The organism is Micromonospora sp. WMMD961 (assembly GCF_029626145.1).
Lineage (GTDB): Bacteria > Actinomycetota > Actinomycetes > Mycobacteriales > Micromonosporaceae > Micromonospora.
This window is the reverse complement of record NZ_JARUBJ010000002.1, coordinates 5,034,473-5,049,876: the sequence shown is the minus strand read 5'-3', so window position 1 is coordinate 5,049,876 and position 15,404 is coordinate 5,034,473. Positions and strand designations below refer to the sequence as shown.

Genomic DNA, 15,404 nt, shown 5'->3' with positions numbered 1-15,404 from the left:
GTTCGCTTGACGCAAACCTCTTGATCACCGTGGGGAGCGGCGGGCGCGGGCGCGGGTCAGGGGGGACGGGTGGACGGACCAGAGCAGACGGCGCCACCACGGGCGGGCGGCACGCAGCGTCGTCACGTAGGCGGTGGCCACCTCGGCGGCCCGGGCCGCCTGGTCCGGGGTCGCGGCAGCGGGGGCGAAGCCCACCTGGTTCAGCAGGGCCGCCAGTTCGTCGACGGCCGGCGCGGTGTCGGTCGGACCGCTGCTGGTCGGACCGCTGCTGGTCGGACCGCCGCTGGTCGGGCCGCCGCCGGTGACGCTGGCTCGGGCGTCGGCGAGGGCCTGGCGGGCGTGCCCGGCCACCTCGGTCGCGGCCAGGTCGTCGCCGACCGGCCGGCCGGCCAGGCGCAGCGCGTCGGTGACCTCCCGCCAGGCACCGGCGATACGCCGGCCGGGATCACCCTGGACGAGTCGACTCCGGGTCAACGAGCGGCGCATCGCCAACAGGGTGAGCAGCAGCGCCCCCACCAGCAGCATCAGGCCGCCGCTGCCCCCGGCGATGAGCACCGGCGCGGACAACCCACCACGTCCGGGCGGCCCGTCCGGGGCGGCCACCGGCTCCGGCGACGCGGACGGCTCCACGGTGGGCGCCGGTGCCTCCGACGGCGGCGGATCCTCCGGCGTCGGCCGAAAATCCTCCTCCACCGGCCTCGGCTCGTTGTTCGGGCGCGGCAGCGGGTCGAACGGCACCCAACCCAACCCGTCGAAGAGCACCTCCGGCCAGGCGTACGCGTCGCCGGCCAGCACCGGCCCCTGCCCGCCGGCCCGGAAACCCACCACCACCCGGGTCGGCAGGCCGGACAGCCGGCCGAGCACCGCGAACGCCGCCGCGAACTGCTCGGAGGTGCCCTCCTGGCCGCCGCCGTCGCGAGGTCCGAAGAGGAAGAAACCCAGATTCGGGTACGCGTGCCCGCTCGGCGCGTCCGCCGCCACCCGGTAGTGCTCGGCAAGGAACTGCTCGATCGCCAACGCCCGCGCGTACGGAGCGCCGTTCTCCTCGGCGAGCTGTGCGGCCAACCGGCGCATCGGGTCAGGCACCCCGTCGGCGACCCGCAACACCCGGGCCACCTCGTCACCGGCGGGCACGTTGGCGGTGCCCAACAGGTTCGAGTCCGGGTGCTCCTCGGCGGAGGTCACCTCGTACCGCAGCCCCGGCGTCAACCCCTCCGGCCGGATCAGCGTCCCGCTCGCCGGGTCGTACGCCACCCGTGCGCCACTGACCTCCCGGGGCGTCGCCACGGCGGGGAGGAGTCGACCGCTCAACTCCGCCACCGTGATCTGCTGGCGGACCGTCCCGACCGTGCTGTGCGCGGGCGGCGTGGAGGCCGGCAGGATCCGGCCCGCGTTGCGGTACGTCGCCCCGACCCGCCAGGTCACCCCGTCGTAGTCGCTGAGCACCGCCAACCGGATCCGCACACCGCCGCCGGTGCCCGTCGCCGGCCCGGCTCCCGGCTCACCTTCCGGCGCGGCGGCTGGCGAGGCGGCGTCGGGCGGTGCGGGCGGGGCACCGTCGCGTTCCGTACTCACGTCGAGGAGTTTCTGCTCCGGGTGCAGCGCCCAACCGGAGATCCGGATCAACGGGTTCTCGTCCAGCGACTGCACCTGCGGCGGCTCCACGTACCGGCGTGGGTCCACCGGCCTACCGTCGACCTGACCCGCGACGAGAGGGCCGAGCAGCGCGACCAGCCCGACCACCAGGGCCACCCCGAGGGCCGCGCTGGCGGCCAGCCGGAGCCGCACCGCCGCGCGGACCGGGGGTGCCAGGTCGGCGGCCGGATCGCCGCCGGCCGGCGCCGCGTTGCCGGGCGCCGCCAGGCCGACCGCCGCGACCGCGACGAACGCCACGGTCGTTCCCACGGCCGGCTCGGCGTTGGGGCCGACCGTGTACAGGGCGGCGGCGTAGAGCCCTGCCGCCGGCAGGTAACCCAACAACACCCGGCCGGCGCGTAGCGCCACCTCCGCACCCGCCAGCCCGGCCAGCCAGGCGGCGACGACGGGCACCAGGACCGTGTCCGGTGCGGGCTCCACCGGGATCATCGCGGTGAGCAGCCGGGGTATGCCGTTGCGCGCGGCGTCCGCGGTGACCTCCAGAAGACTGCCCGGAAGCTCCGCGTGGTTGGCGGCCAGCCGCAGCGACCACAGTGTCCAGCCGGCCATCGCGGCCACCGACACCGGTGCCACCAGCCAGGACGGCAGCCGACGGGCGGCGACACTGACCAGCACCGATCCGGCCGCCGCGCCGGTCACCAGCCAGGTCAGCAGGTCGCCCGCGTACACCCGGCCCAGCGCCACCCCGGCGAGCACGGTCAGCCCGATCAACGCCGCCGGGACGACGGCCTCCCGCAGCACCCGCACCGCGCGCGTCACCACCGGCGTATCCCGTCCCACTCGGCGGCGAACTGCGCGCCGTCCGCCGCGTCGACCACCACCAGGCCGGCCGCGCCCGGTGGTGTCGGCTCGGCCGCGCCGAACACACCGACCACCACCGACGGGTACGCCCCGCGCAGCGCGCCGACATGCCCCAGATCGTCTCGCCCACCCGGCCCGGTCAGGAAGATCAGCGTGTCGCCGAGCCGGTCCTGTCGCAGTCGGGTCGTGGCCGCGCGTACCGCGTCGTCGTCGCCGGACAGTTCGGCGGCGGCGAGCCGGTCCAGCGGCCCGAGTACGCGGCCCGTCTCCGCCTCGTGGTCGGGTTCGGCGGCCACGAACAGCAACACCACCGGCAGGTCCGCGCGGTGCGCGGCGGTGACGACCGACGCCGCCGCCTCGCAGGCCGACTCGAACGACTCCGCCACCGGACCGATGCGCTGCGGGTGCGCGGCGGCACGGTTGTCCAGCAGGACGACCAGACGCGGCAGGCTGGTGTCCACGTTCTCCCGCACCATCAGCTCACCCACCCGGGCGCTGGTCCGCCAGTGCACCCGGCGCAACTCGTCGCCGACCACGTACTCCCGCAGCGAGTCGAACGTGATCGACCCGTGCGGCACGCCGTCCACCCGGCCGTCGAGGCTGCGCCCCGCGCCGGTGGGCACCGCCGTCAGCGGGTGGATCCGGGGGTACACCCAGACCGGCACCACCGCACCGTACTGGCGGGCCAACGCCACCAGACCCAGCGGGTCGCGCCGGGTGACCCGCAGCGGCCCGACCGCAACCACCCCACGCCGGTGCGTCGGCACGTCGTAGCGGACCTCGGTGTCGCGTCCCGGCCGCAGGCGCAGCACCGGAACCGGCACGGCGTGCTCGCCGCACCGGTCCTCGGCCAGCAGGTTCGCCGACCGCAGCCGGCCCGAGTTGCGCACGGTCACCGTCATGCTCGCCGACTCGCCGCGCGCCACCCGGTCCGGGTCGGCGTGCCGGGTCACCGTCAACCGGGGCCGCCAGGCCGCGACCAGTGCCGCGTAGCCCACGGCCGCGCCGGCCGCCGCGCCGAGCAGCGTCATCTCGGGGTACGCGAACCGGAAACCCGCCCCCAGCAGCACGACGGCGGCGACGAGCAGCCCGACCCCACGGGCGGTGATCCCCACGCCGCTGCTGCCGGTCAGCCCTGCACCGGAGCGGGTTGCCCGGACGGCAGGGGCACCGGCACCGACGCGATGGCCTGGCGCAGCACCTCCGCGGCGGTCAACCCACGCACCTGCGCGTCCGGGGTGAGCAGCAGCCGGTGCGCGAACACCGCCTCGGAGAGCGCCTTCAGGTCCTCCGGCATGATCCAACCCCGCCCGTCGATCAGCGCATACGCGCACGCCGCCCTGGTCAACGCGATCACACCCCGGGGACTGACCCCGACCCGCACCTGCGGGTGGGTACGGGTCGCGGCGGCCAGCCGGACCGCGTACGCGTAGAGCGGCTCGGCGATGTGCACCCGGCGGGCCATCCGGACCATCTCCCCGACGGTGGCGGTGTCGGTGACCGGGGCGAGCGCCTCGGGGGAACGCACCGTCGCGCCGCGCAGCACCTCCACCTCGACCGCCTCGTCCGGGTAGCCGACGGACAGCTTCACCAGGAACCGGTCCAACTGTGCCTCGGGCAGCCGGTAGGTGCCGTCCATCTCCACCGGGTTCTGGGTTGCCACGACCAGGAACGGCGACGGCACCGGGTGTCGCACACCGTCCACCGTCACCGTGCGTTCCTCCATCACCTCCAGCAGCGCCGACTGGGTCTTCGGCGACGCCCGGTTGATCTCGTCGGCGATGACGATGTTGGCGAAGACCGGCCCCGGGTGGAACTCGAAGTCCCGGGTTGCCTGGTTGAAGATCGTCACGCCGGACACGTCCGACGGGAGCAGGTCGGGGGTGAACTGGATGCGCCGCCACTCACCCTTCACCGTGGCGGCGATGGCTCGCGCCAGGGTCGTCTTACCGACCCCGGGCACGTCCTCCAGGAGCACGTGACCCTGCGCGAAGAGCGCGGTCAGGGCCAGCCGGACCACCTGCGGCTTGCCGAGCACCACCGCGTTGACGTTCTCGGCCAACCGGGCTGCCAGGGCCGCGAAGCCCTGCACCTCCGGCTGGGTGAGTGGCTCGTGGGTGTTCACGGTCGGTGGTGCTCCTCGCCTGGTGGTTCAGCAGGTGGGCAGGACGTTGATGTTGTCGCCGCCCTCCAGGTTGAGCCAGGCCCAAGGAATGTAGTTCTTCCCGTTGAACTCGACCTGCACCCACCAGGTGCTGCGCTTCTGGTTGTTGTAGATCCAGGAGTCGACGTCCTCACCGGACTTCTTGCAGTAGGCCTGCAGTCGGGTGCCGGGCTTCGCCCACCCGGCCTGTTCGTCGTTGTCCTGCCGGGTGACCTTGAAGACCTCGTTGCCGTTGCGGCCGTCGACCTCTTTGTTGCAATAGGTGCGCTGGTCGCCGTCCGGCCCGTTGTTGCAGGTCGCGATCCCGTACAGCGGTTGCGTCTTCTGCGCCCTCGTCGCCGTGCCCTTACCGGCGGCGTTGGTGGCCGTCACCGTGAACGTGTAGTTGGTGCCCGGCGTCAGGCCCGTCATCGTGATGCTGGAACACGCGCCGGCCTTCGCCGGCTCACCCGTCGTGCTCAGCGAACAGGTGGCCTGACCGCCCCCGGCGTCCACTGTGAACGTCACCGTCGCCCCGGTGGCGGTCGCCGACGAACCGGTCACCGTGACCCGGGGCTCGGCGACCGTGCGTGCGGTGGCGGTGGCCTCCGGCCCGGGCCCCGCCTCGTTGACCGCCTTCACCTTCACCGTGACGTTCTGGCCGTTGCCGAGCCCGGTGACAGTCGTCCGGGTGTCCGTCACCTCGCTGGCCCGCCCACCGACGTCCACCAGGTACTTCGTCACCGGCCGGCCGTTCGCCTCGGCCGGCGCCCACTGCACCGTCACCGCGCCCGGCTGGTTGGCGACCGTGCCGGCCCGCAGGTTCAGTGGCCGACCGGGCGCCGCGAAGGGCACCACCGTGTTGCTCACCGGCGAGGCCGCCGACCCGGCGCCCTTACTGTTGACCGCCACCACCGTGAACGCGTACTGGGTGCCGAACTCCAGCTCACCGGCCGGCACCACCAGCTCCGTCTTCGTCGACTCGCCGGCCGGGGCGTTCGTCCCCGCCGAACTGGCCGTCACCGCGTACCTCGCGATGGTGTTGCCCTGCCCGTTCGCGGCCGGCCACTTCACCAGCACCGTGCCGTCCGGCCGCTCCTGGGCGGTGACGCTCGCCGGCGGGTCGGGCACCGCGGCGGTCGGAGTCACCGGGTTGCTGTTACGCGGCGGACCGTCACCCTTGGCGTTCACGGCGTGCACCGCGAACCGGTACGTCTCGCCGTTGGTCAGACCCTTGACCTCCACCGCACGCTGGTTGGCGCCCACCTCCACACGCTGGCCGGCGCCCTCCACCACGTACTTGATGATCTCGGCTCCGTTGGCGGCCGCCGGCCGCCAGCTCACCCGGGCCTGCGCGTTGCCGGCCGAGGCGGTCACACTGCGCGGAGCACTCGGCTTACCCACCCGAGGCTTCTTCGGCGGGGGCGGCGGGGCAACCGGGGGCGGGTCGCCGCCGAGCACGTCGTTGGCGTACTTGTCGACCTCGCGCACCTGGTGCTTGTCGTCCACCACCCGGGCCGTCGCCGAGTCGGGGGCGTTGATGAACAGGTGGTTCTCCCGGACCTCCAGCTCCAGCGGCCCGTTCGCCCGTCCGCCGATGGTCTCGACCAGCTGACCGCCACCGTCGAAGGCGTAGATCGTGCCGGTGGCCTCGTCGGCGCAGTAGAACCGGTCCGCCCAGGCCACCGCCGCGCTGAGCCGATCCCCCTCGCCCGGCACGGTGAACGCGCTCTCCTCCCCACCGTCACCCACCACCAGTACCCGCCGATCGGCCGGCACGGTGACCGGAACCCGAGGCCCACTGGTGCGCGCCGGCAGTGCCGCAGGGCCGGACAGTGTCAACGGCGTCGGGTGCACCTCGCCGCGCTGCACACGCACCAGCTTGCCGGCCGTGCGGTCGAGCACCGCCACACCGTCGTCCAGGGTGGAGACCACCAGCTCGTGGCTCGCCTCGGCCACGTCGTACGACTCGACACGCTCCGGGCTGATCCCACCGCCGTCGGGCGCGGCCGAGGCCGGTGCGGACGGCAGCTTGGCGGCGGTGATCGCCGAGACGGTGCCCTCGCTGGGCACCGCGATCCACAGCCGACCCGCACCGTCGAAGGTGCCGCCGGCGATGCCCGGGGGAAAGCGGACAGGCTCGCCGACCGGGGCCAGCGACCGCGGGTCGAGCTGCCGCACGATGCCCTGCACGGCGTCGACCACGAACGCCGAATCCTCGTGCAGGGCGACACTCACGCCCAGGCCGGGGGTCGTCTTGGTGGTCGCGGTGAGTTGCAGGGTCGCCAGGTCCAGAGAGCTGACCTGCCCCGTCTGCAGGTCGCGCAGGATCAGCAGCCGATCGGTCTGGGTGACCTGCATCGGGTGACGGTTGGCGCCGGGGATCTCGGTGCGGGTGTCCACCCGGGCGGTCACCCCGTTGACCCGGGCCAGCTCGCTGCGCGCCGTGCTCCACAGCCAGGAACTCGCGTCGTAGTTGGCCACCGCGTTGTCGGCCGCGCCCAACCCGAGAACCGTCAACCCCATCGCGGCCAGCAGAGCGGCCACCGTGCCGACGGTCACCAGCCCACCGCGAAGCCGGGACCGGGAGCGGGGGGCGTCGGACCGTACGGCGTCGTCGATGCTGGCCACAGCCGGCTGCCTCCCCTGAGTCGTGGCAGGTGGCGCGCCTCGCGGCAACCCCTCCCCTGAGCCGGGTGCCATCATATGGCGCTGCTGGTGGCGGGGGAACCCGCACGGTCACCCCTGTGGATACCGAGCGTGTGCGTTGTGGACGCCCGGCTCAGCCCAGCTCAGGCCGGCTCACGTTCCGGGTCGGCTTGGCGACGGTCGGCCCGAGGGCTCGCCACTCGGCGAGGCACTGCGCTCGCGGGCGGTGCAGACCTGACCCGAGGTCGCGAAGCTGTCCGTGGAGTAGACCGCCAACACGGTGAAGCAGTGATCCACTCGGGAGTTCAACCCGTTGACCGTGTAACTGGTGCGGCCCGGGTCCACGGTGGCCATCACCCCAAGCGCCTGCCCGGCCCGTCCGGCCGCGACCATGAACGGCACCGCGCCGCCGGACGGGTCCGTCCAGGTCAGCGTGATCGTGGTCGAGTTGTCCCGGAGCTTCAGGTCCCCCGGCGGCGGCCCGGCCGCCGTCGGCGCCACCCCCGGTGCTGCCACCGCCGTCGGCGCGGTCCCGCCCGGTGGCGGGTCGTCGCGGGTCAGCACCACCGCACCCAGCCCGGCCACCGCCACGACGGCCACCCCGGCCGCCACCACCGCCCCGATGAGCGTCGCACGGTTGCGGCCCGCCGAGCCGTCCTCGTCGGCGTACGCCGGCCGGTACGGGTCGTGCGCCGGGTGGTACTGCTGCCCCGGGTACAACGCCTGACCCGGGTGGTGCTCCGGGCTCGGGTGGTGCTCCGCGGCCGGACGATGCTCCTGGTGGTGCTCGGGGGTAGGTCGCGGCACGCTCGACGGCGGTATCGGCACTGCGCCACCGCCGTCCGGGGACCAGGCCGCCGGAGTCGACTCGACCGGCGTCGCCGCGGGGCGCGCCGGCGCGGCGGCCGGTTCAGGCTGGGCGGTCGGCTGAGCCGTGACGTTCTGGCTCGGACCGGCGTAACCGCCGGCTGGGCCACTGCTCGGCGTGACGGCCGGGAACACCTCGGTCTCGTCGGACGCCGCGGCACGGGCCCGCTGCGGCGCCGCCGCCGCGGCGTCGAAGATGTCCAGCCCGGATTCACCCTCGCTGCCGGTGTCCTCCACGTCCGCGGACGGCTCAGTGCCGTCGGCACCGGCGTTCGGTAGTGGCTGCGGTGGGCCGCTGCGGCTCCACGGAGGCGCGGTCAACCCCCACGGCGGCACGGGAGGGGCCGAGGTGGGTGGCGCGGGACTGGGTGGCGCGCTGACCGGGTGGTCCGGCGCTCCGCCGACCGGCCGCACCGGCCTCGGGCGACTCCTGGTCGGCACCGACCCGCCCGGCGACGTCGCCTCGACACCGGGCGCGTCGACCGATGCGTCCGGCCCGGTTGGTCTGGCCTGCGTCCGGGCGGCCTCCTCGGCGAGCAGCGGTTCGATCTGCCGTACCTGGATCGTGGGTTCGTCCCAGCGGGACGCCGGTATCGGGGCGGTCGGGGCCGCCGGGCGGTGTGCGCCGTCGGCGGTCGGGTGGTCGGAGACCCGCTGACGCGGCGCCACGGAGGGTCCGTTTGGTGGTCGGTGTGAGGGTTGCTGCTCGGAGGACTGCAACGGCTGGCTTTCGGACCTGGGCCTGGGCAGCGGGCTTCCGGCCGTCGGTCTGGTCGGCTGGCTTCCGGGCGTCGGTGTGGGCGTGGGCGGCTGGCTTCCAGGAGTCGGCCTCGGCGTGGGCGGCTGGCTTCCAGGAGTCGGCGTCGGCGTGCGCGGCTGGCTTCCAGGCGTCCGCGTGGGCGGCGGGATCTCCGGACTCGACCTGGGCTGCCGGCTCTGGACCGCCGGCCCAGGCGGCCGGCTCACCGTAGGAGGAGGCGCCGGCTGCGTCGATGAGGTCGAGGTAGGTGCCGGCGGGACGGGCCGCACCGGAGGTGCTGAAGCCGGGGCCGTGGCGGCGTTGTCGGGTGCGGTGGGTGCGCGTACCCCCGCAGGGGTTGACCGTGGTGCGGACGGCGGTTGCGGCGGCGCCCAGGGTGAGGTGGTGGCCGCCGGGCCGCCAGCGGAGGGGCGCATCGCGGCGAGCGTCGCCAGGGACAGCGTCGGCCCGGACAGCGCCGACCGGGCGCTGGAATCGGGTGCCGCACTGACCGGCTCCGGGGTGGGCGTGGGCGGTGGGCCGTGCTGCCCGCTCGGGGTCGGCGCGGATGGGCCGAGGTAGTCGCGGGCGGCGCGTACCGCTGGGTGGTGTTCCCCGAGCACCGCGGGCCCGGCGGTGGCGACCCGGGTGTAGTTGCGGCGGGCCTCGTGCCGGTTACCCAGTTCCTCCGCTACCTCGGCGAGTTCGAAGGCGATCGCGAGGAGGACCGGGTTGGAGTGCTCCCACCGCCGCTCGCCCGTCGCGAACGCCTCCTCCAACACCCGGCGGGAGCCGAGCGGATCATCCGCCTCCCGGTGCAGCCGCGCCAGCAGATGAGCGGTGTGCAGCATCTCGGGGTGGTCGTCGCTGTACGGCGGGGGAGGGGACCCGACAGCCTCCGCGAGCAGCTGCCGGGCGGCGCTGAGATCGCCCGCGGCGCGCAGGGCGAGGGCCCGATGCTGGACGGCGGCGAGGGGGGAGGGAGGGGACACGTGGCAATGCTGCCGTCAGAGGGCCGCCGACGCTACCCGGACACGCGTCGGTGCTGTGTCGGTGAGGCCCCGCGAGGCGGTTTGACCAGCGGCGCGAGCACCGAGACCGGGGCACCGGAAGGCGATGTGCATGATCCACGGGCGGCGTGTACAGTAACTCCCCGTGCGGCCCGCCGTACCGACCATCGGATGGAAAGATCATCTGGTCGGCGAGGTAGGCTGAACGTGTAGGTCCGGGTGGCGGAATGGCAGACGCGCTAGCTTGAGGTGCTAGTGCCCGTATAGGGCGTGGGGGTTCAAGTCCCCCCTCGGACACGACCCATAGGCCCGCGGTGCGCGCTGAGATCGGTTTCAGCGTGCACCGTTTGCGCTTCGGGGTGGTATGTCAGCCGCAGGCCGAGCTGGCGGTAGACCTCGGCTTTGTCGGCGGGATCCGCGTCGCGGAGCACGGTGACGATGTTCCCGAGGGCGTGAACCAGCGCGGTGATCTCTGCCTGGGTCATTCGGCGTGGTGCGGCGGAGGTCCCCGTGTGCAGCTCGGTTTCGGCTCGGGTCCGTTCAGCTTGTGTCTGGGCTATCCAGTTGCTGACGATCGAGGGGTCGGCGCCGGCGTCGAGGGCCGCTCGGTAGCGCTGAAGTTTCGTGTCGCAGTCGGTGATGGTCGCGCGGGCGGCGGTGATGGCGGGTGATGGGTGGTCGCCTAGTTGTGCCGGGATTACTCATCGGAACGCTCCACCAGATATCCCACGCGGTAGCTGGCCTGGTCGCGTCGCTCCCGACCGTCGCCGGCGACGACCGCCTCCTTCGTAATAGTTCGTGTCGTCGGCGGGCCGGAGGGGGACCCGGAGCGTCCGCGGCGCTGCCGCCGCCGCGGACGCTCCGGCGATGTCACTGTTGGTAGATTGAGCGCCTGACAGCAGGTCGGCCGATCAGGTGTCGATCGCGGCGAGGCCGTCCACCGTGTATCGGTCACCGATGGCTGGGGCGAGCGAGCCGAGCTTTGCGAGCTGCGCCGCCGTCAACCTCACCGTGTCCGCCACGACGTTCTCCTCAACCCGAGAGGCGCGCTTCGTCCCGGGAATGACCGCGATGTCGTCCCCTTGTGCCAGCAACCACGCGAGCGCGATCTGGGCAGGCGTCGCGGCGGCATCCCGCGCCACGGATTCGATCTCGTCGACCAGGGCGAGGTTCCGCTGAAAGTTCTCGCCCATGAACCGCGGATTGTTCTTCCGGAAGTCGTCGGCGGCGAAGTCCGCGGTCGAGCGAATGGCTCCAGTGAGGAAGCCTCGCCCTAGCGGGGAGTAGGCGACGAAGCCGATGCCCAGCTCGCGCAGCGTCGGCAGGATTTCCGCCTCGGCGTCGCGGGTCCAGAGTGAGTACTCGGTCTGCAGCGCGGCGACCGGGTGTACGGCGTGCGCGCGGCGGATCGTTGCGGCGCTCGCCTCGGAGAGGCCGACATGTCGCACCTTCCCGGCCTGCACGAGATCGGCGAGTGCGCCATCACCTCCTCGATCGGGGTGTTCGGGTCGACCCGGTGTTGGTAATACAGGTCGATGTGATCCGTGCCGAGCCGTTTGAGCGACCCGTCGACGGCATGGCGGATGTTGGTTGGGCTGGAGTCGACGGCGTACCGCGGCTCGTCGACGTGTGAGTAGAGGCCGAACTTGGTCGCGAGAACCACTTCGTCCCGCCGCCCTGCGATGGCACGGCCGACGAGTTCCTCGTTGACGAACGGTCCGTAGATTTCCGCGGTGTCCACGAAGGTCACGCCGAGGTCGAGCGCTCGGTGGATCGCCCGGATCGACTCGGCTTCGTCGCTGCCGGCCCCGGTGTAGTAGGCCGACATGCTCATGGCGCCCAGGCCGACGCGGCCGACGTCGAGTGTACCGAGGGAGATGTGCTTCATGATTCCTTCTTCATGCTTCGAAGTTCGTCGCCTCACCCAGGTGTCGCCACCGGGCGAGATCGTCGGCCACCCGGGCGAGCTTGCCCTGCACGCGGGCGATGCTGTCGGAGCCGAGTTGGAGCCGGATGGGCGGATCTTCGAGATCGGTGAGCGTGAGAATCGCCCGGGCCGCCTTGGCGGGGTCGCCCGGCTGCTGTCCGTTCGCCGTCGAGAAGGCCGTGCGCGCCGCCCCGGCGGTCGCCGCATAGTCGTCGATGACCGTCGCGGCGAGCCGCATGCTCTGCGGGGTGAGGAAGTCGGTGCGGAACGCCCCGGGCTCGATGACGGTGGTGTAGATGCCGAGGTCCCGGGCTTCCAGGTCGAGTGCCTCACTGATCGCCTCCAGGGCGAACTTCGTCGCACCATAGAGGCCGGACGATGCCACTGCGGCGAAGCCGCCCACCGAGCCGATGTTGATGATTCGGCCGGATCGCTGCTCGCGCATGGTCGGCAGCACGGCACGGGTCACCCGATGGACCCCGAAGACGTTGACCTCGAACATCGCCAGCGCCTCTGCGTCCGAGATCTCCTCGACGGCGCCGAGCACGCTGAAGCCTGCGTTGTTCACGAGTACGTCGATGCGTTCGAACCCTTCGCGGGCCCGCTTCACGGCTGCGGCAACCTGACCGGGGTCGGTCACGTCGAGGGCCACCGGCAGCAGCGCATCGGAGGGCCCGAACTGCTCCGCGACGTGCTGCGGATTACGGGCGCCGGCCACGACCTGGTGCCCCGCGGCCAGCGCCTCCCGGACGATCTGGGCACCGAGGCCACGCGACGCACCGGTGATGAACCAAACTGACACGGGTTGTCACTCCTTCTGAGGAATGTTCGAGGCGAGCCGGAACCGGCCCCGGGGACGTAGCCCGGCGAGCAAAGTGCGCCTGACCGCCCCGGCAGCGGGTCAACTCCCCTCGTCTGGCTCCCTGCGAGCGGAATGCCATCCTCGAGGCTAGGTCCGTTCCTGCTGCGGTGGCAGGTCGTGGCAGACCGTGGGTACGACACACCCAGGCAGAGCGGGGCGCGTCGGTGCGAGTGGTGGGAGTGACCTGACGTCGGTAGACAGCCGGCCACGGCTACGGCCCGGTAGCGCCAAGGTCAAGCTACCGCTCGCCGGCCCCGCCGGGGCCCAAACTCAACCATTTCCCTGGTCACCACTGCCCTGGCCACCCGTGGTCAAGGCGGCGCAGGAGTACGGCCGAATCATCGCTTCGAGCGCCGGACGCCGCCGCAATGGCCGCTAGACTGCCGCCTCCCCGACGTCGGCCGATGAGCCAGCGGCCAGGCTCCCGAGCAGTGCCACGGCTTCTGCTGTCTTCTCGTTCGCCGGCACATAGAGCTTGAGCTCGTAGTCTGGGGTGCCGTTGAGGGTCAACGTCTCCCATCGGAGATCGAGCTGCCCGACCAGAGGGTGGTGGATGGTCACCGGACCGCGGGTCCGGCGCTGCACCAGGGCCTTCGACCACATCTTCCGGAACTCGGCGCTGCTGACTGACAGTTCACCGATCAGCTGGATCATGTCCGGGTCCTGCGGGTCGGCTCCGATGCTGTTGCGCAGCGAGGCCGCGGTGGCCAACGCCATCATCTGCCAGTCGCCGTAGAACCCGCGGGCGCCCTCGTCGAGGAAGATGAACCGGGCCAGGCTGGTGCTGTGCGGGTATCCGGCGAACAGGGCGCGGCCAAGAGGATTGCTCGCGATCACGTCGCACCGTCGGTTCAGAACGTACGCGGGCACATCGTCCCATTTGCTGATCAGCGCGTTGATCACCGGGCTGACCGGAACGTGCCGGGGCCGTACCGAGACCCTTGACGGCCGCAGCGCGAGCATTCGGAAGTAGTGCAAGGCGTCCTCGTCGCCGTCGAGCAGGAGGACCCGGGCAAGGGCGTTGACGACCGACTCCGACGGTCGGTCCTCTCGGCCCTGCTCGAGACGGGTGTAGTAGTCGACGCTGACGCCCGCCAGCAGCGCTACCTCCTCCCGGCGTAGGCCGGCCACCCGGCGCTTCTCGCCGGCCGGTAGCCCGAGCTGCTCGGGAGTGAGCCCAGCCCGGCGTGCCCTGAGGAAGCTGCCGAAGCTCTCCACCATCTCCATCCCTTCATTCTCCCTCGGGTGCGATACGAACGCCGTCGAGACAGGTCCGCTGCCGTGGACACTGTCTCGCCGGGTATCAGCGCATCGAGGTGCGCCGTCGACGGATCATCACCGCTTCGCCAAACGCGTAGAGGCAGCAGAGGGCGACGAGCACTGCGATGAAGATGGCGCCCTGCCGGTAAGAATTCACCAGTTGGGCCGCGTCATGACCCGCACCGTGGTGGGCGGCGACGACAGCCGTGGTCAGCGCCAGCACGATCGCGCCACCGACCTGGAAGGAGGTCGCGAACAAGCCACCTGCCGCGCCGAGGTCCTTCTCCGGCACTCCGGACACGCCGGCGATGTTGGCGGTGGTGAAGAGGACACCCGCAGCGACACCGATGAGGACCATCGTCGGCAGGAGCGCGGTCATGTAGTGACTGTCCGGCCCGATGCGCGTGAAGAGGGCGTACGCCGCGGTCAGCGTCACCAGGCCGAAGACCAGCAGGCGCGGCGTCCCGATCCGGTGGTTCATCCGGCCGGCCAACGGGGCGACCACGGCGAGGATGATCCCCGGTGGCAGGAAGGCCAGCGCGGTGGCGAACGGGCTCCAGCCGAGCGACTCCTGGAGGTACAGCGTCACCAGGAACTGGAACGCGACATACGCACCGTTCAGCGTGAAGCCGGTGATGTTCCCGCTTCGAACGAGGTGTCCGCGGAGCAGGCTGAGGTCGAGCAACGGGGACGTCTGGCGGCGTTCCACCAGCGGGAAGGCGAGGAGCGCAATGGCCGCGAGGGCGAAGAACAGCACCGTACGTGAAGCGGTCCAGCCCGCCTCCGGGCCGACGGTCACGGCGTACACGAGTGCGGAGAGACCCACCGTGGACACCGCCGCGCCCGGGATGTCCAGCTGGCGACGGGGGCCGTTGTCGCGTCGATCACGCGGCAGGACCATCGGAGCCGCCAGAAGGATGAAGATCGCGACGGGTAGCGGTACGACGAATACGAGTCGCCAGTCGATCGCGGTCAGCAGGCCACCCACGACGACGCCGACGCAGTAGCCGATGGCGTTGGTCGCCCCGAAGATGCCCAACGCCCGCGAGCGCGCGTGGCCCTCGGGCCAGAGCGAGGTGATGAGCGCGAGTGCGGCCGGGGCGGAGAAGCCCGCAGCGACTCCCTTGAGGAACCGCAGGGTGAGCAACGTACCCGCGTTGGGCGCGGCGACGATGGCGACGGTGATTGCCAGGAAGACCCCGACCGAGATGATCAGCATCCGGCGGCGACCGACAATGTCGGCGGTCCGCCCGCCGAGCAGCAGGAAACCGCCGTAGCCGAGCACGTACGCGGAGACGACCCACTGCAGGGTGCCTTCGGACAGGGAGAAGTTGTGCTGGATGGCGGGAAGCGCGATGCCGACAACCGAAAGGTCGAGCGCATCCATAAACTGGACGGCACAGAGCAGAAGCAGCGCTAGCAGCCCTGGCATGACGACCGCTGGGCGGGTGGCCGGGGGGCGGAGGGTGCTTGCAAGGTCATGCTGCCAG

At 72.1% G+C, this 15,404-nt stretch carries 10 protein-coding genes, 1 tRNA gene and 2 pseudogenes; 3 read left to right on the top strand and 10 right to left on the bottom strand.

The genetic code is table 11. The features are described 5' to 3' along the window. Nucleotides 1-24 precede the first annotated feature (24 nt). The 5 genes from O7614_RS22770 to O7614_RS22750 all read right to left on the bottom strand — a co-directional run bounded on the left by O7614_RS22770 (nucleotide 25) and on the right by O7614_RS22750 (nucleotide 8,785). Nucleotides 25-2,418: a transglutaminase domain-containing protein gene (locus tag O7614_RS22770; RefSeq protein WP_278140510.1), complete on the bottom strand. Its 2,394-nt coding sequence runs from the start codon at nucleotides 2,416-2,418 to the stop codon at nucleotides 25-27. Next, nucleotides 2,412-3,572: a DUF58 domain-containing protein gene (locus O7614_RS22765; protein ID WP_278140509.1), complete on the bottom strand. Its 1,161-nt coding sequence runs from the start codon at nucleotides 3,570-3,572 to the stop codon at nucleotides 2,412-2,414. Before O7614_RS22765 ends, O7614_RS22770 begins: the two co-directional genes overlap by 7 nt. A gap of 14 nt (nucleotides 3,573-3,586) precedes the next feature. After that, a complete protein-coding gene (locus tag O7614_RS22760) occupies nucleotides 3,587-4,582 on the bottom strand; it encodes a MoxR family ATPase (RefSeq protein ID WP_278140508.1) in 996 nt (331 codons plus the stop codon). Between the two features lie 27 nt (nucleotides 4,583-4,609). After that, nucleotides 4,610-7,231, bottom strand: a complete 2,622-nt coding sequence (locus O7614_RS22755; protein WP_278140507.1) for a fibronectin type III domain-containing protein — start codon at nucleotides 7,229-7,231, stop codon at nucleotides 4,610-4,612. A gap of 171 nt (nucleotides 7,232-7,402) precedes the next feature. Further along, nucleotides 7,403-8,785, bottom strand: a complete 1,383-nt coding sequence (locus O7614_RS22750; protein WP_278142337.1) for a hypothetical protein — start codon at nucleotides 8,783-8,785, stop codon at nucleotides 7,403-7,405. A 382-nt stretch (nucleotides 8,786-9,167) separates the two neighbouring features. Here O7614_RS22750 and O7614_RS22745 point away from each other — a divergent pair, with 382 nt between their 5' ends. Beyond that, a complete protein-coding gene (locus O7614_RS22745) occupies nucleotides 9,168-9,437 on the top strand; it encodes a hypothetical protein (RefSeq protein WP_278142457.1) in 270 nt (89 codons plus the stop codon). On the opposite strand, the pseudogene O7614_RS22740 reads toward O7614_RS22745, so the two are convergent. Next, nucleotides 9,431-9,847: pseudogene (locus O7614_RS22740) on the bottom strand (hypothetical protein); the annotation flags it as partial. The gene O7614_RS22745 and the pseudogene O7614_RS22740 overlap by 7 nt on opposite strands. Before the next feature lie 231 nt (nucleotides 9,848-10,078). On the opposite strand from O7614_RS22740, the gene O7614_RS22735 reads away from it, so the two are divergent. Together O7614_RS22735 and O7614_RS22730 are read left to right on the top strand one after the other, a co-directional pair. Further along, a tRNA-Leu gene (locus O7614_RS22735) sits at nucleotides 10,079-10,162 on the top strand. 17 nt (nucleotides 10,163-10,179) lie between these two features. Further along, complete coding sequence (locus O7614_RS22730) at nucleotides 10,180-10,536, top strand: hypothetical protein (RefSeq protein ID WP_278140506.1); 357 nt, start codon at nucleotides 10,180-10,182, stop codon at nucleotides 10,534-10,536. A gap of 240 nt (nucleotides 10,537-10,776) precedes the next feature. Here O7614_RS22730 and O7614_RS22725 read toward each other — a convergent pair. The 4 genes and pseudogenes from O7614_RS22725 to O7614_RS22710 form a co-directional block, all read right to left on the bottom strand. Then, a pseudogene (locus O7614_RS22725) lies at nucleotides 10,777-11,753 on the bottom strand (aldo/keto reductase). A gap of 10 nt (nucleotides 11,754-11,763) precedes the next feature. Then, on the bottom strand, nucleotides 11,764-12,594 hold the full coding sequence (locus O7614_RS22720; protein ID WP_278140505.1) for an oxidoreductase: 831 nt from the start codon (nucleotides 12,592-12,594) through the stop codon (nucleotides 11,764-11,766). A gap of 435 nt (nucleotides 12,595-13,029) precedes the next feature. Next, a complete protein-coding gene (locus O7614_RS22715; RefSeq protein WP_278140504.1) occupies nucleotides 13,030-13,881 on the bottom strand; it encodes a helix-turn-helix transcriptional regulator in 852 nt (283 codons plus the stop codon). Nucleotides 13,882-13,957: 76 nt separating this feature from the next. Next, nucleotides 13,958-15,346 carry an MFS transporter gene (locus O7614_RS22710; protein WP_278140503.1) on the bottom strand — a complete coding sequence of 463 codons (1,389 nt, stop codon included), beginning with the start codon at nucleotides 15,344-15,346 and terminating at the stop codon, nucleotides 13,958-13,960. Between the last annotated feature and the right edge of the window lie 58 nt (nucleotides 15,347-15,404).